Here is a 24,720-nt window from a genome sequence, read left to right as displayed (position 1 = left end):
TGGATGTGGGGCCGACGCGGCACGCGGCCGCGTCGGGAAAGGGAGCCGGGGCGGCAGCCGCGCTCATGCGGGCTGGCCGGCGACGGGCGCTTCGGTGTCCACGTCCTCACATCCGGCAAGGCGAACGGCGAGCGCATGCAGGCGCCGGACCGGACCCGCGAGCCAGGACGGCCGTTCGGCCGCCTCCCGGCGGATGTCGCGGGCCACTTCCGAGAGCAGGAAGAGATCGAGCAGAGCCCGGTCCCGCGTCACGGCGGGGGGAGCCGCTTCAAAATAACCGTTGAGGAAGGCGCGTTCCGCCCGCGCGCGCACCCGGCGGATCAGGCCGAGCCGCTCGCCCCCGTCGCCTACACCCGTATTCTCGTAAGATGCGGAGGCCAGCGTGCTGGCAGCGAAATCCAGCGAATGCAGGAGATCGGCGACATCGCGCCACGGGCTGCTCTTCGCCCGCCGCTCGGCGAGCGGGCGGGAGGGCTCCGCCTCGAAGGCGACGATATAGGCATCGCCCGCCACCGCCAGCACGTGGCCGAGGTGGAAGTCGCCATGGGTGCGGATGAGGAGCGCCCCGTCCGCCGACGCCGAGAGGCGCCGGATGGCGGCCATCAGCGGCTCACGGACGGCCAGGATGGTGGCCGCGAGATCCTGTGTTTCCCGGTCCGCTCCTGCCGGTAGCCCGGCCAGGGCATCGAGCGCCTCGCCCATCTCGCGGCAGCCGGCTTCCGCCCAGGCGGCGGTCTCCGCTTCCCCGGCGGTTGCGGGCAGGAAGGCCTCATACACGCTCTCGGTGGCGAGCAGGGCGTGGAATTCCGCGAGGCGCCGGCCGATGGCGCGCAGGAAGGGCGTGAGGCTCGACACATGCTCTTCGAAGCGCGCGTCCCGGTCCTGCGGCGTGGCGGTGGTCTCGTCGAGCGCCCGGCGCAACTGGTCGAGCGTCCAAGACCAGCCGTCGCCCTGATGGGCGACGAAACCCATCATCAGACCGAGGAGGGCGGTTTCGCCCTGCGGCGAGACCCGCAGCAATTCACCCAGCAGGGGCGGGGTATTGGCATAGCCGCGCTCGGTGAGATAGCGGGCCACCTCGCTCTCGGGATGCCCGCCATAGACCGTGCGGCGGACGACCTTGATGACCGCGGAGGTGCCGATGGTGATGGTGGAATTCGCCCGTTCGGCGGCGCTGCGCTCGATGGGCGCGTCCGGCGGGATGTCGATCTCGCCCAGCGCCCGCGTGGGCACGAAGCGCAGTTCGCCGCCGTCGGGCAGCGGCATCACCGCCTTGCGCCGCAGGGCCCGGCCGAGCGCATGGGGCAGAGCGTCCGAGGTGAGCGCATCGGTGAGATAGCCCACGCGCCGCCCCTTGCGCACGCGCGTCAGGGCCAGCTGGGCAACAAGGGCAGGCGGGTTCTGGTCCTCCCAGACGATGGTGAGCGGCAAAGCGTAATGCTCGATGGACCCGCCATGCTCGACCACGATGTCCGCGAACTGGAAATCGTTCTCCTTGCCCGGCAACGCCGCGGTGAGGGCAAGGCGCGCGCCCGTGATGGTCTCGTTGCGTCCGCCGAACCAGCGGCGCCGGTCAAGATAGGCGGGCAGCGCGTCGCGCTCGATGACGGCAAGGTTCCGGCCCGCGAGCGCGTCCGACAGTCCTTCCTTCACCACCAGCGTCGTGAATTCCGGCAGCTGTTCCGGCGGGATGGTGTGCCAGGATGGCTCCGCCACGTCCTTGGAGAGTTGGAAGGCGTACATGCCGTACGGCGGAATGGTCAGCAGATACGGCAGCCGCCCGACCGGCGGGAAGGGCGTTCCGCCCGCCATGGAGACGGGCACGCGATGCTCGAATTCCTGAAGGTCCAGCTCCACTGCCTGCAGCGTGTGGGAGAGGTTGGCGACACACAGGATGGTCTCGCCCTCATATTCGCGTAGATAGGCGAGGATCTTGCGGTTGCCGGGATAAAGCAGGCGGAAGCTGCCGCGCCCGAAGGCCCGCGAGCGGCGGCGGATCGCCAGCATCTGGCGCATCCAGTTCAGCAGCGAATGCGGGTCGCGGGTCTGCGCCTCCACATTCAGGGCATTGTAGCCATAGAGCGGATCCTGAATGGGCGGCAGGACCAGTTGCTCGGGGTCGGCGCGGGAGAAACCGCCATTGCGGTCCGGCGACCATTGCATGGGGGTGCGCACGCCGTCGCGATCGCCCAGATGGATGTTGTCCCCCATGCCGATCTCGTCGCCATAATAGATGACGGGCGTGCCGGGCATGGTGAGGAGGAGGCCGTTCATCAATTCGATGCGACGGCGGTCGCGCGCCAGCAGAGGGGCGAGGCGGCGGCGGATGCCGAGATTGAGCCGCGCCCTCCGGTCCGCCGCATAGACGCTCCAGAGATAGTCGCGCTCGGAATCCGTCACCATTTCGAGCGTCAGCTCATCATGGTTGCGCAGGAAGATGGCCCACTGGCAGGTCTCGGGGATTTCCGGCGTCTGGCGCAGGATGTCGGTGATGGGGAAGCGGTCTTCCTTGGCGATGGCCATGTACATGCGCGGCATCAGCGGGAAGTGGAACGCCATGTGGCATTCGTCCGCATTCAGCCCGAAGTATTGCTGCGTGTCCTCCGGCCACATGTTGGCCTCGGCCAGCAGCATGCGGCCCTGATAATTGGCATCGAGATGGGTGCGGATCTTGCGCAGGATCTCGTGGGTCTCGGGCAGGTTCTCGTTGGAGGTGCCTTCGCGCTCGATCAGATAGGGCACCGCATCGAGCCGCAGGCCATCGACGCCGATATCCAGCCAGAAGCGCATGACCGAGAGCACGCGCTCCAGCACCTCCGGATTGTCGAAGTTGAGGTCCGGCTGGTGGGAATAGAAACGGTGCCAGAAATACTGGCCCGCGACCGGATCATAGGTCCAGTTGGACTTCTCCGTATCGAGGAAGATGATGCGCGTGCCGCAATAGCCCTGGTCGTCATCGGCCCAGACGTAGAAGTTCCGCTCGGGCGAGCCCTTCGGGGCCTGGCGGGCGCGCTGGAACCAGGGATGCTGGTCCGACGTATGATTGATGACGAGTTCGGTGATGACGCGAAGGCCGCGGGCATGGGCGGCTTCGATGAAGCGCCGGGCGTCCTCCATGGTGCCATAGTCGGGCGACACGCCTTCGTAGAGGGAGATGTCGTAGCCGTCGTCCCGCCGGGGCGAGGGATAGAAGGGCAGGAGCCAGATTGTGTCGGCGCCGAGTTCGGCGATGTAGTCCAGCTTGGCGAGGAGGCCGGGGAAGTCGCCGATTCCGTCATTGTTGGAATCGAAGAACGACTTCACATGGAGCTGGTAGATGACCGCATCCTTGTACCAGAGCGGGTCCATGTCAGGGCGCGCGGCAGCATCCATGGCTCAGCCTCCCCGCGTCTGGGTGGCGCGCCGCTGGAACGGCGAGGGAGCGGCGGCGGAGGTCGGGGAGAGGGGCGCGCGCGGGATGTGCATGGGTCTCGTCGAACGGGATCAAGAATGACGCGCCCCCGCCTTCCGGCGACGGGCGCGTCCTGCCTGTTCCACAACGCGCAATTCCGCTGGGGGGTTCCACCGGACCCGCTGGGGGCGCGCCGCGTTGTGACATCGTGCCGTTGCCGCCGGCGTGGGACGGGAGTGGTATCGGTGCGGCGCGAGCCTTGAGGGAGACGGACGTGAGGGAAGGGCAAGCGGAACGGGACGCGGCGCCGCTGTGGTGGCAGAGCGGCGTGATCTACCAGGTCTATCCGCGCAGCTTTCAGGACAGCGATGGCGACGGCATCGGCGATCTCGAAGGCATCCGCCGGCGGCTCGACCATCTCGTGGACCTCGGCGTGGACGCGCTCTGGATCTCCCCCATCTATCCCTCGCCCATGGCAGACTTCGGCTATGACGTGGCGGATTATACCGGCATCCATCCTCTCTTCGGAACGATGGAGGATTTCGACCGGCTGGTGGCCGATGCCCACCGGCTGGGCCTCAGGGTCATCCTCGACCTCGTGCCCAACCACACGTCGGACGAACATCCCTGGTTCCGAGAGGCGCGCTCGTCCCGCACGAGCCCGAAGCGGGACTGGTACATCTGGCGCGATCCCGCGCCGGATGGCGGGCCGCCGAACAACTGGCTTTCGGAATTCGGCGGCAGCGCCTGGGCCTTCGATCCGGCGACGGGGCGATATTATTACCACGCCTTCCTTGACCGGCAGCCGGACCTCAACTGGCGCAATCCGCAGGTGGCCGAGGCTATCCACGCGGTCATGCGCTTCTGGCTTGATCGCGGCGTGGACGGCTTTCGCGTGGATGTGATCTGGCACCTCATGAAGGACGCCGCCTTCCGCGACAATCCGCCGGATGAGGACTGGCGCGAGGGCATGAACCCCTATCGGCGCCTCAAGCCCGTCCACACCACCGATCTTGAGGAGGTGCATGGCGTCATCGCTGGGCTGCGGCAGGTGATGGACGCTTATGATGACCGCGTGCTCATCGGCGAGATCTACCTGCCCGTGGAGCGGCTCGCCGCTTATTACGGGGCGAACCTCGACGGCGCGCATCTGCCGTTTAATTTCGCCCTGCTGGAAGCCGAGTGGAACGCGCGAGCGCTCGCGGATCTCATCGCCCGTTATGAAGGTTCCCTGCCCGAAGGCGGCTGGCCCAACTGGGTGCTGGGCAATCACGACCGCCCGCGCGTGGCCACCCGCCTCGGCCCCGATCAGGCGCGGGTGGCGGCCATGCTGCTCCTCACCCTGCGCGGAACGCCGACGCTCTATTATGGCGACGAGATCGGCATGACCAATGTGTCCATCCCGCCCGAACGGGTGCAGGACCCCTGGGAGAAGAACGTGCCCGGCCTCGGCCTCGGCCGCGACGGTGTCCGCACGCCCATGCAGTGGGATGGCTCGCCGCATGCGGGCTTCTCGGATGTGGAGCCCTGGTTGCCGGTTGATGAAGCCTTCTCTGAGGTGAACGTAGCCCAGCAGCGCGCGGAACCACACTCCATGCTCGAGCTTCATCGCGAACTGCTACGCCTGCGGCGAGCGCATGCCGCCTTGTCGATTGGAGCCTACGTGCCAGTGGCGGCGAGCGGCGACTTGCTGCTCTATGGCCGAGAGCACGCCGGAGAATGCTTCCTGGTTGCCCTGAACGTGGGCGATGACCCGGCAATTGCTTCCATCGGCGCCGAGTTTCTGGGGCATGTAGCGGTATCTACGCTCGGGGACCGGACCGATGACCGAGTGGCTGGGGAGGTCGCGCTGCGTCCGAATGAGGGTATTGTCGTGTTGCTCGATAAGCATGATTCAGTATCGCACGCCAGATAAAAGGTCGCTCTTCAAGATAAACTCTGCCAGTCGCAGCCTTTTCTGTTCAGAGCCTTATACTTTGACCTCTTTAAGGAGATTGTAGAAGCGTTTGTCCTTGGGAATCTGCGCACCAGCCCCCGTTGGCTGTGTTGCTTTATCGTTGCCCATATACCAGTCAAGATGAGCTCGAGCGCTGGCATATTCTCCCTTCGTGATGAGGGACATCAGCTTGTTGAGAGCATTCAGGCTTTCCTTGCTGCCCATGATGCTACGCTCAATCTCGTATGCGACCAAGGCGCGGTAGAGATTTCGAATAAATGTGTCTGCGTTGGCCGGGAAGAAAATTTTTTTAAACTCAAGCTTAAAACCTGATGGATACGAATTTTCAATGGTGAGAACAGGCCTTTTATCGCTACCGACTCGTTCGTAGATCGCAGTGCTTTGCTGCTCGGATGAGGCGTGCAGCATGTAGCCGCCATCGCGCATACACATGTTGTTTATCTCGTTTTCCACGCTGGCGGAGCAGATGGTATGAAAATCAAGGGGAGCCGCGCCGGTGTCCTTCGAGATGGCGTTCAGCGTGCCGAGGTTGTGATCCAGGCAGATCTCGAATCCGAATGTCATTTTCTGTGATGCAGTAACCTGAATAGAAACAATAGGGCTTCTCTGGCTCGGGATGAAAACCGTATCACTTGTGTTTATGGATTCAAAAAAATCACCAAGCTTATGGTATTTATATATTATATTTCCGTTATGAAAAACATACGCCGTGTTTCTCATGTAGTATTTAATCATTTTTTCGGTGTGAAATATTTTTCCTTTCACATTCTCGGTAAATGAATTTCCTCTTACTATTTCTTTTTTTGCGGCCATGCTCGGTCGATATGTGATGGTTCCGTCGATATCCAATTTTCGCGCTGTTGTTCCGCCAATATGGTAATTATTATCGAGATTTATATAATGTTCTATGTGACCGATACCGCGTAGTCGTCGGTCTATGGTCTTCTTGTCTCTTGCGTCGCGCTCAAAGGTCTTCTTCCACGCGATGGATCCAGGAATAATTAGGATATTTGGATAGTTTTTGCTGAGTTTGCATATCCTCTGCACGCAGCTGTCGCGTTGAACTGCACTGATGGTTCTCTCAGCATCCCATTGGGTTGCATCGCCTGATTTTTTCTTTTTGTGAGCAAGAAAATATTCAGGCGCGAGGAATATTCCGCGCACGGTTTGTGCCTTGGGGAATTTTTCCCTCGAAACCCTGTCGTTCAGCGCCTTGAGAGCCTTTGCGAGCCATTCGATCCGCTGGTTGACGTCCGCGAGAGTAAATGAACTTTGCAGCGTATCGACCGACCAGAGGCCCACAACGAATTCCATGCTTCGCGCGCTCCTGCCTCACCCGCTCCTCCTAGCTTGAATGCCAGGAGGTGTGCCGGATAATAGAAGGCAAGATCCGCCGCAGCTGGACGAAATCTGGGTGGATTCGGCGACGGCCTGCCGGCCCGAATGGGCGTTCGGGTCAAGCCGGCGTCAGAGGAATGAGCAAGCGTTCCTTACGCCTCCAGCCCCTCCAGTTCCGCGCTGGCTTCCAGCCAGTCTTCCTCGGCCTTCGCCATGGCGGCGAGGGCCTCTTCGCGCTGGCGTTGCAGGCGGGCGGCGTCGTTGGGGAATTTTTCGATCTTCGGGTCGGCGAGGCGCTTGTCGATGGTGGCGATGTCCTTCTCGCACTTGGCCATCAGCGCTTCCATGTCGCGCACCCGCCGGCGCAGAGCGGCGGCCGCGTCACTCTCCGACGGGATCTCATCGGAGACATCCGACGCCTTGTCCTTGCGCCCGTCGCCGGTCATGCGGCCCGTGCGGCTCAGCACCTCGGAGCGATACTGGTCGAGGTCGCCCTCATAGGGCTTCACCGTGCCATTGCCCACCACCCACAGCCGCTCGGCGCAAGCTTCCAGCAGGTGCCGGTCGTGCGAGACGAGGACGATGGCGCCGGGAAAATCGTTGATGGCGGTGATGAGGGCCGCGCGCGCCTCGATGTCCAGATGGTTGGTCGGCTCGTCGAGGATGAGCAGATGCGGCCCGTGGAAGGCGGCAAGGCCCAGCAGCAGGCGGGCCTTCTCGCCGCCGGAGAGCTGAGAGACTTTCGTGTCGCCGGCGGCGGAGGAGAAGCCCATCTCGGCGGCGCGGGCGCGCACGCGGGCTTCCGGCGCATCGGGCATCAGGCGGCGCACGTGCTCTACCGGGCTGTCGCCGGGGCGCAGTTCGTCGATCTGGTGCTGGGCGAGATAGGCGATTTCCAGCTTGTCCGCCCGCACCACGCTGCCCTTCTGGGGCGCGAGCCGGTCGGCCAGCAGCTTGGCGAAGGTGGACTTGCCGTTGCCGTTCGGCCCGAGGAGGGCGATGCGGTCGTCCTCGTCGATGCGCAGATTGAGCTTCTTGAGGATGGGCTTGTCCGGCTCATAGCCCACGTTCACGTCGTTGAAGACGACGATGGGCGGGGAGAGCAGCTTTTCCGGATGGCGGATGGAGATGTGGGCCGGTGCCTCGGAAATCTCGTCCGCCAGCGGCTCCATACGGGCCAGCGCCTTGAGGCGCGATTGCGCCTGCTTGGCCTTGGTGGCCTTGGCGCGGAAGCGGGCGACGAAGGCTTCCATGTGGGCGCGCTGGGCTTCCTGCTTCTTGCGCGCCTTCTGGTCCTGCAGCAGGCGCTCGCGCCGCTGGCGGTCGAACTGGCTGTAGCCGCCGCGATAGAGCGTCAGCTTGTTGTTGAAGACGTGGAGGATGTGGTCCACCGACGTGTCGAGCAGGTCGCGGTCATGGCTGATGAGGATGACCGTGCGCGGATAATGCGCGAGATAATCCTGAAGCCAGAGCGTGCCTTCAAGGTCGAGATAGTTGGTGGGCTCGTCGAGCAGCAGCAGGTCCGGCTCGGTGAAGAGCAGGGCCGCGAGCGCCACGCGCATGCGCCAGCCGCCGGAGAATTCCGAGCAGGCGCGCGCCTGCGCCGCCTCATCGAAGCCGAGGCCCGAGAGAATGCGCGCCGCCCGGGCGGGGGCGGAATGAGCGTCGATGTCCACCAGCCGGATCTCGATCTCCGCGATGCGGTGGGGATCGGTGGCGGTTTCCTTTTCCTTGAGCAGAGCCGCCCGCTCGGTGTCGGCGGCGAGCACGCGCTCCAGCAGGCTATCCGGCCCGGCGGGGGCCTCCTGCGCCACCCGGCCGATGCGGGTGCGGTTCGGCAGGCGCACGGCGCCGCTTTCGAGCTCGAGCTCGCCCATCAGCGCCTTGAACAGCGTGGTCTTGCCGGCGCCGTTGCGCCCCACCACGCCCACATGGGCGTTCTCGGGCAAGGCAACCGAGGCATGGTCCAGCAGCAGGCGGCCTGCGATGCGCAGGGAAATGTCGTCGAGCACGATCATGATGGCGCCCTTGTCGCAGGCACGGGCGCCAAGGGCAAGGCCGACGCGCGGCCCTGCCGCGTCAGGCGGCCACTGAGCCGGCGGTGCGCCGCGCGCCCAGCTCCAGCACGCCGGCCAGCAGCGCGTCGAGATCCTGACGGCGGGTGCGGTGGTTGGCGAGACAGACCCGGATGGCCGTGCGGCCGTTCAGCGTGGTGGTGGAGGGGGCAGCGATGCCGGCCTCCTGAAGGTCCGCCACGATGTCCTTGTTGAGCTGATTCAGCGCGGCTGTGTCGCAGGGCGCGACATAGCGGAAGCACACGATGTTGAGGCTGGCCGGTGAGAGCAGCTCAAGGCGCGGCTCCGCGGCCACCTTGTCTTCGAGATAGCGCGCTTGCGCGATGTTCTTGGCGATGATGGCGCTGATGCCGTCGACGCCGTGGCTCTTCAGCGTGAACCAGACCTTCAGCGCGCGGAAGGTGCGCGAGAGTTCCGGACCGTAATCGCAATACCAGGGTTCGCCCGCGGCCAGGCCGCGTTCCGAACTGGCGAGATATTCCTTCCGGCCCGCGAAGGTCTCGTAATGCGCCTTGGCATCGCGGATCAGCACGATGCCCGCGTCATAGGGCACCTGAAACCACTTGTGGAAGTCGAAGGCGATGGACTCCGCCCGCGCCATGGGGGCGGCCTTGGCCTTGTGGGCGTCGCTGAACAGGGCGCCGATGCCGAAGGCGGCATCCACATGGAACCACAGGCCTTCACGATGGGCGATGGCGCCGATGCCGGCGATGTCATCGATGGCCCCCGTGTTCACGGTGCCGACGGTGGCGGCGACCATGAAGGGCTTGAGGCCGGCGGCGCGGTCGGTGGCGATCATGGCTTCGAGGGCGGCGCTGTCCATCTCCCGCGCTGTATTCACCGGTACGGCGCGCAGGGCATTGCGGCCGAGGCCGAGCAGGTCGAAGGCCTTGGCGATGCAGGAATGGGCCTCGGTGGAGGCATAGCCCACGAGGCCGCGCCCGGCGACGGCAACACCCTCGCGGCCGACGTCGCCGTCCGCATGGACGTGGCGGGCGGTGGCGATGGCGAGCACGGTCGCCATGGAGGTGCCGGAGGTGAGCAGGCCGCTGGCCTCGGCGGGCAGGCCGGTGAAGTCCTTGCACCAGTCGACGACCACCCGCTCCAGTTCGTTCGCCATGTGGGCGCGGCCGCCCACGTTGCAATTCATGAAGGCGGCCATCAGCTCGCCCAGCACGCCTTCCGCATTGCCCGCGCCATGGACCCAGCCATAGAAGGCCGGCCGCACATTGCCGACCCCATAGGGCAGCACATGGTTGCGGAAGGTCTCATAGACTTCTGCGGCGGGCGTTGCGGTGCGGGGGAGGGGCTCGTAGAGCGCGCTCTTGGAGCTGCCCGGCGGCGCCACCCAGACGGGGGTGTCGAGTGCACCTTGAAGATGCGCGAGACCGTCATCCACCGCCTGATGGAAGACCGCGCGCAGCGCGCTCCAGTCCGCCGGATCGAGGGTGGGCTCGCGCATGGGTGTCTCCACAGGGATGTGCGCCGCCTGAGACGGCTGGCCGGTCAGAAAAGGGGCTGTGTACCCGCCGGCGACGGACGCGCCGCAGGGGCCGACAGCCGCCTCCGCAGAGGTCTAGCCCGAATGGCTTGCGGGAAGATGCCGTGGGGCGGGATGTGGTAGAGGGGAGGGGCGTCAGCCGGTGAAGGGCTTCAGCACGGCGCCCAGCAGGCCCTTGAAGCGCATGGGCGCGTCCATGGCGATGATGCACAGGCAGCCTTCCGGATCGGCCACTGGCTGGTGCTCCAGGCTCTCGTCCGCCTCGCACACGTCGCCGGCTTCGTAATGGCCGTTCTCGTCGGAGAAGCCGCCGGAGATCACATAGGTGATCTCGTTGCCGCCGTGTCCGTGGTCGGGCATGCGCCGGCCGGGGCCCACTTCCACGAGGCCGACATTGGCCTTCGGGGCGCCGGGAATGGAGATGGCACTGTAGCGCACGCCGGGGCCGATCCAGATCCAGCGGCCGATGGAGCAGCCTTCCAGCGCCTTCGGCAGCCGGACATCGGTCGGCATGCGGGCGGCGTGGCGCACGGGGATAGGCGCGGGCGGCGGCGGTTCCGGCTCGTCGAGGCGGGCCAGCAGGCGGTCGAGGGCGTCGCTCGCCAGATCCGTTGGCGGCAGGTCATCCAGCACGGCGCCGGCGGCGGCCTCGAAATGGGCGAGGCGGGCACGGCTCTTCGGCGCGGCCTCCAGATGGGCCGCGACCGCGAGGCGGATGCCGGCGTCGAGCGTGCCGGCGGCGTAACTGGCGAGCGTTTCGTCGTGCGGGGTCGTCATCCGATGTCTTCCAGCAGCGCGCGCAAGCGTGCAAGGGCAAGCCGCACCCGCGATTTCGCGGTTCCGAGCGGAATGCCGAGTTCCTTTGCGATCTGGGCGTGGGGCTTGTCCTGAAAGAAGGACAGGCGAACGATATTGGCCTGGTCGGCCGAGAGACGGGAGAGGGCGGCGCGCACCTTGTCCTCCCGCTCCTGCGCCAGAACGAGCGCTTCCCCATTGGGAGCCTCGTCCGGCGTGTCTTCCGCTTCCGTGGGCAACTGCGCCACCGGGCGTTCACGGCGCAGGGCGTCGATCTTGAGATTCCGGGCGATGGTGAAGATCCAGGTCGCCGCGCCGGCCTTGGCGGGGTCGAAATAGCCGGCCTTGCGCCAGACCGAGAGCATGGTCTCCTGCGCGATCTCCTCCGCCGCCGTGGCGGAGAGGCCGGAGCGCATGAGGAAGGTCTTGAGGCGCGGGGCGAAGTGCTTGAACAGGGCGGCGAAGGCGGCCCGGTCCTGCCGCTCCGCAATGGCGAGGATCATGGCGTTGTGGGCGGCGCGCTCGTCCGTCGTTGGCGAGGCATTGGGTGCCACGCCGTCGTCCCGTGCCGACAGGGGTTCGCTCATGATGCGCCGTTCCGGGGGCACGATCCGGGCGCTGGACCGGTGGCGGCCGTTCCGCCCTGAGCGCCTGCGAGCGCTTGGTTCTGGCGCCCCCACATCCGGATCGACATTCCATCCTCGCCTTTGACCGACGCATCCCATAAACGCGCGCAGGCATGCCTGCCGCCGCGGCCGGTCGGCGGCGCTAGAATAGGCGAGACGGCGGCTTTGTCCATGCGCCGCGCGAACGCCAGTCATTCGCAAGGGGCGGGCCGATCTACTGCGGACCGGAAAGCGCCTTAACGGCCATGGCGGCGGCGGCGGCGCGGTTCTCGACGCCGATCTTGGCGTAGATCTGCTCCAGATGCTTGTTCACGGTGCGGGGCGAGAGGCCGAGGATTTCGGCGATGTCGCGGTTGGGCTTGCCGCGGGCGATCCACAGCAGGACTTCCGCCTCCCGCTGCGTGATGCCGAGCGCCGTCCGCAAAATGTCCTCGTCGCGGACGCGCACCTCGTCGGTAACACGCAGCAGCACTTCCTGCTCGCCGATCTGGCCCACGTAGGAGAGCTTGAGGCTACGCCCGCCATTGGGATCGGGCAGCTCCACGCTCTCCGGCGGGGTGCCGAGGGCCGCATGGCGCGCGCGCAGCCACGAGAGGGCGGCGTCCGGCAGCAGATAGCCCTCGCCCGGCAAGGCGGTGAACTGGGCGCCGATGAGGCGGGTGGCCTGCGGGGTGCTCCACAGCACACGCCCGTCGAGGCTGGCGGACATGAGAAAGCGCCCCGCCGCATCCAGCGCCACCTGCGCACTCTGGGTTTGCCGGGCATTGGCCAGATGCACGCGCATCCGGGCGATGATCTCGTTCGGCACCACGGGCTTGGTCACATAGTCCACGCCGCCCGCGTCGAGCCCCTTCACGATGTGCTCGGTCTCCGAGAGGCCGGTCATGAAGATGACCGGCACATGGGCGAGGGCTTTCAGCGCCTTCAGCCGGCGGCAGGTCTCGAAGCCGTCCATGCCGGGCATGATGGCATCGAGCAGGATCACGTCCGGCGTGATCTGCTCCACGAGGGTCAGCGCATTGGCCCCCTCCACCGCCACGAGGACGGTGACACCCGCATCCTCCAGCGCATCGGTGAGCAGGCTCAGGGTTTCGGGGCTGTCGTCCACCACGAGGACGATGTCGCGGCGTTTGGCACTATGCATCATGGGTGCGCAGAGCCTCCAGAACGGACATGTAGCGGTTGAGATCGAAGGTGCGTACGATGTCGCTCATCTCCTTGACGAACGGCTCGTGCTCCGGGGATTCGGCGGCGAGAGACTGAAGCTTGGCCTGGATGCCGCGCACATAGCCGATGCGCCCGAGCTTCAGCAGTTCCTCGATATGGCCGGCGGACGGCGGGACCACCGGCGGGGCGATGGCGGCGGGCTGGTCCGGCGTGTCCGACTGATAGACCCAGTCGAGGCCGAGCTGGGCGCGGATCTTCTCCAGCAGCATGCGCAGGTCCACCGGCTTCACGCACTGGTCGTCATGGTGGCGCGGCTCGGCGGGCCGGCGGCCCATTTCCTGCGCATTGGCCGAGACCATGATGATGCGGGCGCGCGGCGCGACGCGGGTGCGCAGGGCGGTCGCCGTCTCCCAGCCCGTGAGGCGGGGCATGGAGACATCGAGCAGCACGAGATCGGGATCGGTCTGGCCCGCCATCTCGAGGCAGGCGAGGCCATCTGCGGCGGTGAAGACGATGAAGCCGAGCGGGCGCAGCATCTCGCACATGAGATCGCGGTGGGCGTCGTCGTCGTCGGCCACCAGCACCGTGCGGGCGGCGCCGGCATAGGCGACGATGCGCTGCTCGGGTGGCGCAGCCTCCCGACCCGGCGCTTCCGAGAGCAGCAGGCGCACCTTGAAGGTGCTGCCCTTGTCGAGTTCGCTCTTCAGCGAGATCTCCCCGCCCATGATCTCGGTGAGGAGCTTGGTGATGGTGAGCCCGAGGCCGATGCCGATGGCGTTGAACGCCCCGCCGCGCGAGCCGCGCTCGAAGGGCTCGAAGATGCGGCCGCGTTCCTCCGGCGCGATGCCGATGCCGGTATCCTCGACTTCGAACTCCGCCACCTGATTGCGATAGGTCACGCGCAGCGCCACGTGCCCCTTGGCTGTGAACTTGATGGCATTGGACAGGAGATTGATGAGGATCTGCCGCAGGCGCTTCTCATCGGTAAAGACTACCGCCGGCAGGCGCTCGGAGCGCATGTGGATGAACTCGATGCCACGCGCCGAGGCCTGGAGGCGGAACATGTCCACCAGCTGGTCCAGCAGGTCGCGGATGCGCACCTCGTCGCGATAGAGGTGCAGGCGCCCGGCCTCGATTTTGGAGATGTCGAGCAGGCCGTCGATGAGGCCCGACAGATGCTCCGAGGAGCGGCGCACCACGCGGATGGCGTCCCGCCGGTGGGCGGGAATGGAGGTGTCGCGCTCCAGAAGCTGGGCATAGCCGAGGATGGCGTTCAGCGGCGTGCGCAGTTCGTGGCTGATGCCCACCACGTAACGGCTCTTGGCGAGGTTCGCCGCCTCCGCCACTTCCTTCGCCTTCTGGAGCTTGGCGTCTGTGCGCTTGTGGGCTTCGATCTCGCGCATGAGGAGGGTGGTCTGGCGCTGGCTCTCCTCTTGCGCGACCCGGCGGCTCTCCTGCGCCAGCACGAACAGCCAGGCCACCACGCCGACGATGATCATCAGCACGAAATAGAGCGTCCACAACGTACCCCGGATCGCTTCGCCATGGGACGGGCTCTCAAAGCGGGCGTGGAAATAGATGATGGCGAGGATGCCGCCGATGACCGAGGCCAGCATGGCCTGAATGGCGAGATAATGCCCGACGCGGGAATTGAGCTTCGCCACCACCCAGGCCGGCAAAGCCGAGCCGAGCAGGGCGAGGATCTGGTCGGCGACGCGCGCGTCCGTCTTGCAGCGGTCGTGGCAGCGGGCATCCAGCGTGCAGCAGAGCGAGCAGATGGGGCCGGCATAGACGGGGCAATGGGCCATGTCCTCCGGCTCGTATTTATGCTCGCAGATGCAGCAGCGCACGATGCCCTTGCGCCACTCGGTCTTGGGCTTGCGGGCGGTGTAGTAGCGCCCGCCCGTGCCGAACGCGATGACCGGCGCGGTGAGGAAGGAGACCACCAGCGCGATGAAGGGCGCGAACGCCTGCGGCAGCGGGCCGAATGCCCCCGTATAGGCGAGGATGGCCGCGCCCGTGCCGGCCAGCACCGCGCCGACGCCCACCGGGTTCACATCATAAAGATGCGCCCGCTTGAATTCGATGGTCGGTGGGGAGAGGCCGAGGGGCTTGTTGACCACGAGGTCCGCCACCAGCGCTGCCACCCAAGCGATGGCGACGATGGCATAGATGCCCAGCGTCTCGTTCAGCACCCGATAGATGCCGAGCTCCATGAGAAGCAGGGCGATGGTGACGTTGAACACCAGCCACACCACACGGCCGGGATGGGAATGGGTGAGGCGGGAGAAGAAATTGGACCAGGCGATGGAGCCCGCATAGGCGTTCGTCACATTGATTTTCAACTGCGAGACGATGACGAACACGCCCATCAGCCACAGCGCCGCCTGATGGGAGGGGATCATGGCGCCGAAGGCGACCAGATACATCTGCGTGGGCTCGGCCGCCTTGTCGAGCGGCACGCCGCTCTCCAGCGCCAGATAGGCGAGAAAGGAGCCGACCAGCATTTTCAGCGCGCCGGGGATGATCCAGCCCGGCCCCGCCGCGAGCATGCCGCACCACCACTTGATGTTGCGCCCCGAAGCCTCGCGGGGGAGGAAGCGCAGATAGTCCACCTGCTCGCCGATCTGCGCCACGAGTGCGAAGACCACGGTGGCGGCGCCGCCGAAGGCGATGAGGCTGAAGGCGCCATCCCTCGGGCCGGCGAGGCCGGTGAAATCCATCCAGTGGGTCAGTTCCTCGCCCCGATGGGCCAGAAGCCAGACCAGCGGCACGATGTGGAGGGCGAGCCACAGCGGCTGCGTCCACGTCTGGAACCGGCTGATGAAGGTGATGCCGTGGGTGACGAGCGGGATCACCACCAGCGCGCTCAGCACATAGCCCGCCGCCAGCGGCAGGCCGAGGCACATCTCCAGCGCCAGCGCGAGGATGGCCGCCTCTAGCGCGAAGAAGATGAAGGTGAAGGAGGCGTAGATGAGCGAGGTGACCGTGGAACCGATATAGCCGAAGCCGGCGCCCCGCGTGAGCAGGTCGATGTCGACGCCGAATTTCGCGGCATAATAGGAGATGGGCAGGCCGGTGAGGAAGATGATGAGGCTCACCGCCAGAATGCCGGCAGCGGCATTGGTGAAGCCGTAGGAGAGCGTGACCGCCCCGCCAATGGCTTCCAGCGCGAGGAAGGAGATGGCGCCGAGCGCGGTGTTCGCCACGCGGAAGGGCGACCAGCGTCGCGCGCTCTTGGCGGTGAAGCGCAGGGCGTAGTCTTCCAGGGTCTCGTTGACGACCCATTGGTTGTACTGGCGTCTGACCCGGACGATACGCTGTTCCGCCGCCATGGACGTGCGCCCCGCCTCCAGATGGGGTGAAGGGCCTCCGTGCTGCATCGCTCCCCGTGGATTTTTGATTATGTCCCTTTCCGGAACCGTGACTGTTCCGGGCCCTGAAGAATTCCGTGCTGGCGCGCTCCGACCCTGAGGGACCGCGCTCCAGAGGCCGTTCCGCTCCGGTCGCATCAACCTGAGCGATGAGTCAGTCCGTCCCGCGACGCGGCATAATCCAGCCTGCGGGAGACTACGGCCGTTGCCCGGCTTTCCACAAGCAGAATTCGTGCTGCATTTTCAGCCGCTCCGTTCTTTTTCTGCTGATGTCTCCGCAGCTTTCCGCCTGCTTCCATGAAGCCCTCATGCGACCGTCCTGCCGCTGCTTAGCAACGCGGCAGGCACTGCTCACGAATTACACTCCCCCTCGCTTCGCGCACGCGCGAAACACATCGCGCACGGACAAGCCGCTCGATCAAGCACAGCATAGCGTCGGCCGGGCGGGGGCATATACGTCAATCGACGTATTGCTGCGCTGCGGCACTCACGGGAAGCATGAGGTCCATGGCAGCTTCGCTCGTGAATCTGCTGGGGCCGAAGTTCGGGCCACGATTTTCCGTGGAGGGAATGGGCATGTCATCCAGTGACGACCGTCAGGACAAGATGAGCGCCACGCGCCGTGGCGTATTGAAGGGGCTTGCCGCACTGCCGATTGCTTCGGCTGTTCCTGCCGCCTCTTTTCTCTCGACGCCGGCCCGCGCTGATGTTCCGCCGACTTCTGCCGTGAATACGACCGGTCTCGCCGTGACCGATACGGAAGTCACGGTCGGCATCCTGCACTCCGTCACCGGCACCATGGCCATTTCAGAGACCGGCTCGGTGCAGGCCGAGAAGCTCGCCATCGACCAGATCAACGCCGCCGGCGGCATCCTCGGCCGCAAGATCAAGTTCATTCAGGAGGATGGCGCCTCCGATTGGCCGACCTTCGCGGAGAAGGCCAAGAAGCTGCTGGTGCAGGACAAGTGCGCCTCTGTGTTCGGTTGCTGGACCTCTGCGTCCCGCAAGGCGGTGCTGCCGGTGTTCGAGCAGTATAACGGCATGCTGTATTATCCCACCTTCTATGAAGGCCTGGAGCAGTCCAAGAACGTGATCTACACCGGCCAGGAGGCCACCCAGCAGATCATCGCCGGCCTCAACTGGGTGGTGAAGGAGCGCGGGGCGCAGACCTTCTACCTGCTCGGCTCGGACTATATCTGGCCGCGCACCTCCAACAAGATCGCCCGTAAGCACATCGAGAATTTCCTGAAGCTCAAGGTGGTGGGCGAGGAGTACTTCCCGCTTGGCCACACCCAGTTCAATTCGGCGATCAACAAGATCAAGCTGACCAAGCCTGATGTGATCTACGCCATCATCGTCGGCGGCTCGAACGTCGCCTTCTACAAGCAGCTCAAGGCGGCGGGCATCGACCTCTCCAAGCAGACCCTGCTCACCATCTCGGTGACGGAAGACGAGATCCTCGGCATCGGCGGCGAGAATATCGCTGGCGCCTTTGCCTGCATGAAGTATTTCCAGTCGCTCAACAATCCCAACAACAAGGCGTTCGTCGAGGCGTTCAAGAAGACCTATGGCGACAAGATCGTCATCGGCGACGTGACGCAGGCCGCTTATCTCGGCCCGTGGCTCTGGAAACTGACGGTGGAAAAGGCCGGCTCCTTCGACATCGACAAGGTGGCCGCGGCCTCGCCGGGCGTTGCCTTCGACAAGGCGCCGGAAGGCTACGTGCGAATCCACGAGAACCACCATCTCTGGAGCAAGACCCGCGTCGGCAAGGCACGCGTCGATGGCCAGTATGACGTGGTCTACGAGACCTCCGAGCTGGTCGAGCCCGATCCGTTCCCGAAGGGCTATCAGTGAGCGACTGAACAGGGCCTCTGCTGGAGATGCTCCCTCCCCCCTTGAGGGGGAGGGCTGGGGAGAGGGGTAATGCCCTCTCCGCCGGAGCGGGCTCAGCCGAGAGCAGGGGCACGACAGACGTAACCGCGTTACCCCCCTCCTAACCCTCCCCCGCAAGGGGGGAGGGCTTTGAACGCTCAGCGGGCCATTCGCACCATGGGGCGTGCTTGCAGACGCCCCCGCAGTTTCTGAAGCCGACCACCCAGAAACCGGAACCGGGAACCATCGCATGTTCATGGGATATTCGCTCGGCGAGCTCGGCTCGATCTTTGCCATGCAGGCCTTCGCGGGCCTGATCCTGTTCTCGGTCTTCGTGCTGATGTCCCTCGGCCTTGCCATCATCTTCGGCCAGATGGGCGTGATCAACATGGCGCACGGCGAGTTCATGATCCTCGGCGCCTACATGACCTATCTGACCTCCCAGCTCTTCCAGGCATACGCGCCCGGCCTTTACGGCATCTACTTCTTTGTCGCCATGGCGGTGGCCTTCGTCGTCTCCGGCGGCCTCGGAATGCTGGTGGAATGGGGGCTCATCCGCTTCCTCTACAAGCGGCCGCTGGACACACTGCTCGCCACCTGGGGCCTTTCGCTCATCATGCAGCAGGCCTTCCGCTCCATCTTCGGCGCGCGCGAGGTGGGTGTCGAACTGCCCGAATGGATGATGGGCTCGCTTGCCGTCACCGACACCATTGAGGTGCAGATCAACGGCCTGTTCGTCATGGGCCTCACCACGCTCATTGCCGTCGCCGTCTATCTGCTGATGTTCCGCTCCCGCTGGGGCCTTCAGGTGCGCGCCGTTGTGCTCAACCGCACCATGGCCGGGGCGGTGGGCATTTCCACCGAGCGGGTGGACCGCATGACTTTCGGCATCGGCTGCGGCATCGCGGGGGTGGCGGGCTCCGCCTTCACCATGATCGGCTCCACCGGGCCGACCGCCGGCCAGCTCTACATCGTGGATACCTTCCTCGTGGTGGTCTTCGGCGGGGCGGCCTCGCTCGCGGGCACCATCGCCTCGGCCTTCACCATCTCGCAGGCGCAGTCGACCATGGAATTCTTCATGTCCGGCTCCATGGCCAAGGTGCTCACGCTGCTGGTGGTGGTCGGCATCCTGATGCTGCGCCCCGAAGGCCTCTTCGTCCTCAAGGTCCGTCGCTGAGGAGCCCGACCCATGTCATTCTCGCTGCGTTCCAAGGATCTCCTCGGCGTCCTCCTCCTCGCCGTGCTGCTGGTGGTGGTGCTGCCGCTGGTGCTGGAGCCGTTCCGGCTCAACATGGTGGGCAAATATCTCACCTATGCCTTCGTCGCCGTCGGCCTCGTGCTGTGCTGGGGCAATGCGGGCATTCTCTCCCTCGGCCAGGGTGTGTTCTTCGGCCTCGGCGGCTATTGCATGGCCATGTATCTGAAGCTGGAGGCCTCCACCCCCGAGGCCACCAAGATCCAGTCCACGCCCGGCATTCCGGATTTCATGGACTGGAACCAGCTCACCTCGCTGCCCTTCTTCTGGGTGCCGTTCAAGTCGCTGGGCTTCTCCGTCATCGCGGTGATGCTGGTGCCGGCGGTGTTCGCCCTCGTCCTTGCCTTCGCGCTCTTCAAGCGGCGGGTGGGCGGCGTCTACTTCGCGATCATCACGCAGGCGCTGGCGGCGATCATGAGCATCCTCATCATTGGCCAGCAGGGCTACACCGGCGGTGTCAACGGCATCACCGATCTGCGCACGCTGCACGGCTGGGACATCCGCACCGACAGCGCCAAGTTCATCCTCTATTTCGTCAATGTGGGCCTGCTCATCGGCGTCATCCTGCTGTGCCAGTTCGTGCAGCGCTCCAAGCTCGGCCGCATCCTCGTCGCCATGCGCGACAAGGAGGACCGGGTGCGCTTCTCCGGCTATGACGTGGCGAGCTTCAAGATCTTTGTCTTCTGCTTCGCCGCCGCGCTCGCGGGCATCGGCGGGGCCATGTTCACGCTCCAGGTGGGCTTCATGTCGCCTTCCTTCGTGGGCATCACGCCCTCTATCGAGATGGTCATCTACACCGCCGTGGGTGGGCGTCTGTCGCTGCTCGGCGCGGTGTACGGCACGCTCCTGGTGAACTGGGCCAAGACCTCCTTCTCCGAGAGCTTCCCGGAGCTGTGGCTGTTCGGCCTCGGCGGCCTCTTCATCGCCGTGGTGCTGCTGTTCCCGAATGGCTTGGCCGGCCTCTACCGCACCTATGTGGAACCGCGCCTCGGCGCGCTCCTTGGCCGAAAGGGCGCTGAGCCCAAGGCCGCTCCCGCCCCGGCCGAATGAGGAGGAAACCCCATGAATGCGCAGGTCATTTCCGACCAGATGGCGCCGGACTTCCTCCTCGCGGTGGAAGGGCTCACCGTCTCCTTCGACGGCTTCAAGGCCGTGGACGATCTCTCCTTCTATGTGGATGAGAACGAAATCCGGGTCATCATCGGCCCCAACGGCGCCGGCAAGACCACGGTGCTCGATCTCATCTGCGGGCGCACCAAGGCGACCTCCGGCTCGGTGAAGTTCAAGAACACCGAGCTCACCAAGATGAAGGAATATGAGATCGTGCGCGCCGGCGTGGGCCGCAAGTTCCAGAACCCCTCCATCTATGAAGACCTCACCGTCTTCGAGAATCTGGAGATTTCCTATCCCAAGGGGCGTGGCGTCGTCGGCGCGCTGGCCTTCAAGCGCGACGGAGCGGTGAAGGCGCGGGTTCAGGACATCGCCGAAACCATCTTTCTCGCGGACCTGCTGAACCAGCGGGCGGAATATCTCTCCCACGGCCAGAAGCAGTGGCTGGAGATCGGCATGCTGCTGATCCAGGACCCAGAGCTCCTCATGCTGGACGAGCCCGTGGCTGGCATGAGCGTCGCCGAGCGCAAGAAAACCGCTGAGCTCCTGAACAGAATCATCAAGGACCGCTCGGTCATCGTCATCGAGCATGACATGAAGTTCGTGGAGGACATCGCCCACAAGGTCACGGTGCTGCACCAGGGCAAGATCCTTTCCGAGGGCACCATGGCCAAGGTGCAGGCTGATCCGAAGGTCGTCGAAGTCTATCTGGGCCATTGAGGAGGCGCGCCATGCTGAACGTCGAGAATCTCGTCGTCTCCTACGGCCAGAGCGAAGTGCTGCACGGCCTGAACTTCTCCGTCGCACCCGGCGAGATCGTCGCCATCATGGGGCGCAACGGCATGGGCAAGACCACGCTCATGAAGTCGCTCATGGGCGTGGTGCCCACCCGCTCCGGCAAGGTCTCGCTGGGCGAGGGGGATATCACCGCAATGAAGAGCCATCAGCGGGTGGCCAAGGGCATCGCCTACGTGCCGCAGGGGCGCATGATCTTCTCCACCATGTCGGTTGAGGAAAATATCGAGACCGGCCTCGTCGCCCATGGCGAGAGCAAGGTGCCGGGCGACATTTACGAGCTGTTCCCCGTGCTGCTGGAGATGAAGAAGCGGCGCGGCGGCAATCTTTCCGGCGGCCAACAGCAGCAGCTCGCCATCGCCCGCGCGCTCGCCACCAAGCCGAAGGTGCTGCTGCTGGATGAGCCCACGGAGGGCATCCAGCCCAGCATCATCCGCGACATGGCCCGCACCCTGAAGCGCATTCGTGATGAGCGCGGGCTTTCCATCGTGGTGTCCGAGCAGGTGCTCTCCTTCGCGCTCGATATCGCGGACCGGGTGCTGGTGCTGGAGAACGGCGAGATCGTCCATGAGGATGCTCGCGCCGATATCGACGAGGCCAAGGTCTCGAAATTCCTCTCCGTCTGATCCGCCCGCGCCGCGCGGCGCTCCCGCGCGGTTTCACGCCGTCCTTCGTCTTTGCGTCCCAAGGAAACGGAGCCGTCCATGACTGATACGCTCATCAAGGTGGATCTCAGCCAGTCCGCCTATGACAACGACATGGTGCACAACCGCTGGCACCCGGACATTCCCATGGTGGCTTGGGTCAAGCCGGGCGACGATTTCATCGTCGAGACCTATGACTGGACCGGTGGCTTCATCAAGAACAACGACAGCGCCGACGACGTGCGCGACATCGACCTCTCCATCGTTCACTTCCTCTCCGGCCCCATCGGCGTGAAGGGCGCCGAGCCCGGCGACCTGCTGGTGGTGGACCTCCTGGACATCGGCGCCATGCCGGACAGCCAGTGGGGCTTCAACGGCTTCTTCTCCAAGAAGAATGGCGGCGGCTTCCTGACCGACCACTTCCCGCAGGCGCAGAAGTCCATCTGGGACTTCAAGGGCATGTTCACGTCTTCCCGCCACGTGCCGGGCGTGAACTTCGCCGGCCTCATCCACCCCGGCCTCATCGGCTGCCTGCCGGATCCGAAGCTGCTGGAGACCTGGAACAAGCGCGAGGTGGATTTCATCGCCACCGATCCCAACCGCGTGCCCGGCCTTGCCAACCCGCCCTTCGGCCCCACCGCCCACATGGGCCGCCTCACCGGCGAGGCCCGCGACAAGGCGGCGGCGGAAGGGGCGCGCACCGTGCCGCCGCGCGAGCATGGCGGCAATTGCGACATCAAGGATCTGTCGCGCGGCTCCAAGATCTATTTCCCGGTCTATGTGGAAGGCGGCGGCCTCTCCATGGGCGACCTGCACTTCAGCCAGGGCGATGGCGAGATCACCTTCTGCGGCGCCATCGAGATGGCTGGCTGGGTGCATCTCAAGGTGGACGTGCTGAAGGGCGGCATGGCGAAGTACGGGATCAAGAATCCCATCTTCAAGCCCTCGCCCATCACGCCCAACTACAAGGACTATCTCATCTTCGAGGGCATCTCGGTGGATGAGGCGGGCAAGCAGCATTATCTCGACGTGCACATTGCCTACCGGCAGGCCTGCCTCAATGCCATCGAGTATCTGAAGAAGTTCGGCTATTCGGGCGCGCAGGCCTATTCCATCCTCGGCACCGCTCCGGTGCAGGGCCATATCTCGGGCGTCGTGGACGTGCCGAACGCCTGCGCCACGCTCTGGCTGCCCACCGAGATCTTCGATTTCGACATCAATCCCAGCGCGGCGGGGCCGACCAGGTTCCTCGACGGCTCCGTGGACATGCCGCTGTCGCCCGATCTCGTCTGAGCGTCACCCTTCAATGGCAGGCCGGGTCAACCGGTCTGCCGGCCCATCTCGGGAGAGCCCCATGCCGGTCTATGACTACATGTGCGAGGACTGCGGCCCCTTCACGCAGATGCACCCCATGAGCGCGTGCGCAGATCCGCAGTCCTGCCCGGACTGCGGGCTGCTGGCGCCCCGCGCCTTTCTCTCCGCGCCCTATTTCGCAGGCATGGACAGTGCCCGCCGCACCGCCATCGCCACCAACGAGCGCAGCGCCAACGCGCCCATGACGTCTTCTGAATTCGCGGCGAAGAAGCATGGCGCGGGCTGCTCTTGTTGCTCCGGCATGCAGAGCCGCTCCAAGAAGAGCCGCACCGCCACCGCGCCCTCGGGGGCCAAGAGCTTCCCCTCGGCCCGGCCGTGGATGATCAGCCATTGACGCGAGGCCGCCGGCGCGAAGCTTAGCCCAGCGCCGCCTTCAGCCAGCCGGCGATGTCCCTCAGCGTCGCCACGCATTGCGGGAAGCGCGCAACCGTGCCGCCGCCCACGGCGAAGTCATGGTGCATGTCGGGGGCGTGGAGGTGCGTGACGGTCACGCCTGCGGCCTGAAGCTTGTGCGCATAGACGACCGCCTCATCCCGCAACACGTCATATTGCGCCGTGGTGATGAGGGTCGGCGGCAGCGGCGGCAGATTGGGGTGGCGCAGCGGCGCGGCATCGAAATCGGCCCCGCTCACGCCCGGCGCATAGATGCGCCAGAACCAGCGCATCAGGTCCGCTTCGAGACCATAGCCGCGCGCATTCTCCTCATAGGAGGGGTGCCCCGCATCGGGCAGATCGGTCACGGGATAGAGCAGCATCTGGGCGCGGAAACCCGACCCAAGGCCTGCGGTCGCCAGCCGGTTGAGTGCGGCTGCCGCGAGATTGCCGCCAGCGCTGTCGCCGCCGATGGCAAGGCGCATGCGGTCGCCGCCCAGATGATCGGCTTCGCGCAGCACGAAGCGGGCGGCCGTCATCGCATCCTCCAGTCCGGCCGGAAAGGGGTGCTCCGGCGCGAGGCGATAATCTACCGAGAGGATGAGCACGTCCGCCGCCGCGCTGAGCAGGCGGCAGAAGGGATCGTGCGTCTCCAGCGAGCCGGCGGCCCAGCCGCCGCCATGAAAATAGATGAGCAACGGATGCGGGCCATCCCGGCCGGGCTGGTAGAGCCGCCCGCGTAGGTCATCGTCGATGCGGATATCGGCGGTCTCGACGCCGTTGGGCAGACCCGGGATGGTTGTGCGCACGGCGCGGGCCGTCTCAAGCGCCGTGCGCCGGGCGATGAGGATCTCCGCGTCGGTCTGCGGCACGGGTGTGCCGGGCGGGGGCGCCAGGCTGTCCAGATAGGCACGCAGGGCCGGATCAAGAGGCCGGGAGGCGAGGCCGCTGCCGTTGGTCATCTGGAATGTCCGCTTTCCGTCTCGGGAGGATGGAAGGCGGATGAAGGCCCGTTGCGGCTCCGGCGTCAACGGTCAAGGTTCGTCATGGCACTGTCATGGATCGGTCGCA

17 protein-coding genes are annotated in these 24,720 nt (G+C 65.3%); 8 read left to right on the top strand and 9 right to left on the bottom strand.

The features are described from left to right. Positions 1-63: 63 nt before the first annotated feature. Entirely contained in the window at positions 64-3,372 is a 3,309-nt protein-coding gene (gene treS / locus AZC_RS21105) for a maltose alpha-D-glucosyltransferase (RefSeq protein ID WP_012172635.1), read from the bottom strand. Positions 3,373-3,665: 293 nt separating this feature from the next. On the opposite strand from treS, the gene AZC_RS21100 reads away from it, so the two are divergent. Further along, a complete protein-coding gene (locus AZC_RS21100; protein WP_043879679.1) occupies positions 3,666-5,306 on the top strand; it encodes an alpha-amylase family glycosyl hydrolase in 1,641 nt (546 codons plus the stop codon). A gap of 54 nt (positions 5,307-5,360) precedes the next feature. Here the strand turns inward: AZC_RS21100 and AZC_RS25630 are convergent, their stop codons facing one another. The 7 genes from AZC_RS25630 to AZC_RS21065 form a co-directional block, all read right to left on the bottom strand. Beyond that, positions 5,361-6,662 (bottom strand): hypothetical protein, encoded by a 1,302-nt coding sequence (locus AZC_RS25630; protein WP_012172633.1) that lies wholly within the window; start codon positions 6,660-6,662, stop codon positions 5,361-5,363. A 176-nt stretch (positions 6,663-6,838) separates the two neighbouring features. Continuing rightward, positions 6,839-8,704, bottom strand: a complete 1,866-nt coding sequence (locus AZC_RS21090) for an ABC-F family ATP-binding cassette domain-containing protein (RefSeq protein WP_012172632.1) — start codon at positions 8,702-8,704, stop codon at positions 6,839-6,841. Between the two features lie 61 nt (positions 8,705-8,765). Then, positions 8,766-10,223 (bottom strand): pyridoxal phosphate-dependent decarboxylase family protein, encoded by a 1,458-nt coding sequence (locus tag AZC_RS21085; RefSeq protein WP_043879677.1) that lies wholly within the window; start codon positions 10,221-10,223, stop codon positions 8,766-8,768. A 174-nt stretch (positions 10,224-10,397) separates the two neighbouring features. Further along, complete coding sequence (locus tag AZC_RS21080) at positions 10,398-11,039, bottom strand: ChrR family anti-sigma-E factor (RefSeq protein WP_012172630.1); 642 nt, start codon at positions 11,037-11,039, stop codon at positions 10,398-10,400. Continuing rightward, complete coding sequence (locus tag AZC_RS21075; protein ID WP_081434070.1) at positions 11,036-11,644, bottom strand: sigma-70 family RNA polymerase sigma factor; 609 nt, start codon at positions 11,642-11,644, stop codon at positions 11,036-11,038. The genes AZC_RS21080 and AZC_RS21075 overlap by 4 nt, the downstream gene beginning before the upstream one ends. A 253-nt stretch (positions 11,645-11,897) precedes the next feature. Then, entirely contained in the window at positions 11,898-12,830 is a 933-nt protein-coding gene (locus tag AZC_RS21070) for a response regulator (protein ID WP_012172628.1), read from the bottom strand. Then, the gene (locus tag AZC_RS21065; RefSeq protein WP_012172627.1) at positions 12,820-16,185 is read right to left on the bottom strand and encodes a hybrid sensor histidine kinase/response regulator; all 3,366 of its coding nucleotides are present in this window, start codon (positions 16,183-16,185) and stop codon (positions 12,820-12,822) included. The genes AZC_RS21070 and AZC_RS21065 overlap by 11 nt, the downstream gene beginning before the upstream one ends. A gap of 615 nt (positions 16,186-16,800) precedes the next feature. On the opposite strand from AZC_RS21065, the gene urtA reads away from it, so the two are divergent. The 7 genes from urtA to AZC_RS21030 all read left to right on the top strand — a co-directional run bounded on the left by urtA (position 16,801) and on the right by AZC_RS21030 (position 23,611). Continuing rightward, complete coding sequence (urtA, locus tag AZC_RS21060; protein WP_043880588.1) at positions 16,801-18,081, top strand: urea ABC transporter substrate-binding protein; 1,281 nt, start codon at positions 16,801-16,803, stop codon at positions 18,079-18,081. Positions 18,082-18,349: 268 nt separating this feature from the next. Beyond that, entirely contained in the window at positions 18,350-19,276 is a 927-nt protein-coding gene (gene urtB, locus AZC_RS21055; protein WP_012172625.1) for an urea ABC transporter permease subunit UrtB, read from the top strand. 12 nt (positions 19,277-19,288) lie between these two features. Next, positions 19,289-20,404 (top strand): urea ABC transporter permease subunit UrtC, encoded by a 1,116-nt coding sequence (urtC, locus tag AZC_RS21050; RefSeq protein WP_012172624.1) that lies wholly within the window; start codon positions 19,289-19,291, stop codon positions 20,402-20,404. A 12-nt stretch (positions 20,405-20,416) separates the two neighbouring features. Next, positions 20,417-21,184, top strand: coding sequence for an urea ABC transporter ATP-binding protein UrtD (gene urtD / locus AZC_RS21045; RefSeq protein ID WP_012172623.1), 768 nt, complete (start codon positions 20,417-20,419; stop codon positions 21,182-21,184). 11 nt (positions 21,185-21,195) lie between these two features. Then, positions 21,196-21,885, top strand: a complete 690-nt coding sequence (urtE, locus tag AZC_RS21040) for an urea ABC transporter ATP-binding subunit UrtE (protein ID WP_012172622.1) — start codon at positions 21,196-21,198, stop codon at positions 21,883-21,885. A gap of 78 nt (positions 21,886-21,963) precedes the next feature. Continuing rightward, positions 21,964-23,196 carry a formamidase gene (gene fmdA, locus AZC_RS21035; RefSeq protein WP_012172621.1) on the top strand — a complete coding sequence of 411 codons (1,233 nt, stop codon included), beginning with the start codon at positions 21,964-21,966 and terminating at the stop codon, positions 23,194-23,196. A gap of 61 nt (positions 23,197-23,257) precedes the next feature. Continuing rightward, positions 23,258-23,611 carry an FmdB family zinc ribbon protein gene (locus AZC_RS21030; RefSeq protein ID WP_012172620.1) on the top strand — a complete coding sequence of 118 codons (354 nt, stop codon included), beginning with the start codon at positions 23,258-23,260 and terminating at the stop codon, positions 23,609-23,611. 22 nt (positions 23,612-23,633) lie between these two features. Here AZC_RS21030 and AZC_RS21025 read toward each other — a convergent pair whose 3' ends face one another. Next, positions 23,634-24,611, bottom strand: a complete 978-nt coding sequence (locus tag AZC_RS21025) for an alpha/beta hydrolase (protein WP_012172619.1) — start codon at positions 24,609-24,611, stop codon at positions 23,634-23,636. Positions 24,612-24,720 lie beyond the last annotated feature (109 nt).

Source organism: Azorhizobium caulinodans ORS 571 (assembly GCF_000010525.1).
In the GTDB taxonomy this organism is placed as follows: domain Bacteria; phylum Pseudomonadota; class Alphaproteobacteria; order Rhizobiales; family Xanthobacteraceae; genus Azorhizobium; species Azorhizobium caulinodans.
The sequence above is the reverse complement of the archived record's forward strand: the minus strand, read 5'-3'. Positions and strand labels throughout refer to the sequence as shown.

What these genes read in the sequence shown, in the direction of transcription:
- treS (WP_012172635.1), bottom strand. Translation starts at nt 3,372, where the DNA reads ATGGATGCTGCCGCGCGCCCTGACATGGACCCGCTCTGGTACAAGGAT.
- AZC_RS25630 (WP_012172633.1), bottom strand. Translation starts at nt 6,662, where the DNA reads ATGGAATTCGTTGTGGGCCTCTGGTCGGTCGATACGCTGCAAAGTTCA.
- AZC_RS21090 (WP_012172632.1), bottom strand. Translation starts at nt 8,704, where the DNA reads ATGATCGTGCTCGACGACATTTCCCTGCGCATCGCAGGCCGCCTGCTG.
- AZC_RS21085 (WP_043879677.1), bottom strand. Translation starts at nt 10,223, where the DNA reads ATGCGCGAGCCCACCCTCGATCCGGCGGACTGGAGCGCGCTGCGCGCG.
- AZC_RS21080 (WP_012172630.1), bottom strand. Translation starts at nt 11,039, where the DNA reads ATGACGACCCCGCACGACGAAACGCTCGCCAGTTACGCCGCCGGCACG.
- AZC_RS21075 (WP_081434070.1), bottom strand. Translation starts at nt 11,644, where the DNA reads ATGAGCGAACCCCTGTCGGCACGGGACGACGGCGTGGCACCCAATGCC.
- AZC_RS21070 (WP_012172628.1), bottom strand. Translation starts at nt 12,830, where the DNA reads ATGATGCATAGTGCCAAACGCCGCGACATCGTCCTCGTGGTGGACGAC.
- AZC_RS21065 (WP_012172627.1), bottom strand. Translation starts at nt 16,185, where the DNA reads ATGGCGGCGGAACAGCGTATCGTCCGGGTCAGACGCCAGTACAACCAA.
- urtA (WP_043880588.1), top strand. Translation starts at nt 16,801, where the DNA reads ATGTCATCCAGTGACGACCGTCAGGACAAGATGAGCGCCACGCGCCGT.
- urtB (WP_012172625.1), top strand. Translation starts at nt 18,350, where the DNA reads ATGTTCATGGGATATTCGCTCGGCGAGCTCGGCTCGATCTTTGCCATG.
- urtC (WP_012172624.1), top strand. Translation starts at nt 19,289, where the DNA reads ATGTCATTCTCGCTGCGTTCCAAGGATCTCCTCGGCGTCCTCCTCCTC.
- urtD (WP_012172623.1), top strand. Translation starts at nt 20,417, where the DNA reads ATGAATGCGCAGGTCATTTCCGACCAGATGGCGCCGGACTTCCTCCTC.
- urtE (WP_012172622.1), top strand. Translation starts at nt 21,196, where the DNA reads ATGCTGAACGTCGAGAATCTCGTCGTCTCCTACGGCCAGAGCGAAGTG.
- fmdA (WP_012172621.1), top strand. Translation starts at nt 21,964, where the DNA reads ATGACTGATACGCTCATCAAGGTGGATCTCAGCCAGTCCGCCTATGAC.
- AZC_RS21030 (WP_012172620.1), top strand. Translation starts at nt 23,258, where the DNA reads ATGCCGGTCTATGACTACATGTGCGAGGACTGCGGCCCCTTCACGCAG.
- AZC_RS21025 (WP_012172619.1), bottom strand. Translation starts at nt 24,611, where the DNA reads ATGACCAACGGCAGCGGCCTCGCCTCCCGGCCTCTTGATCCGGCCCTG.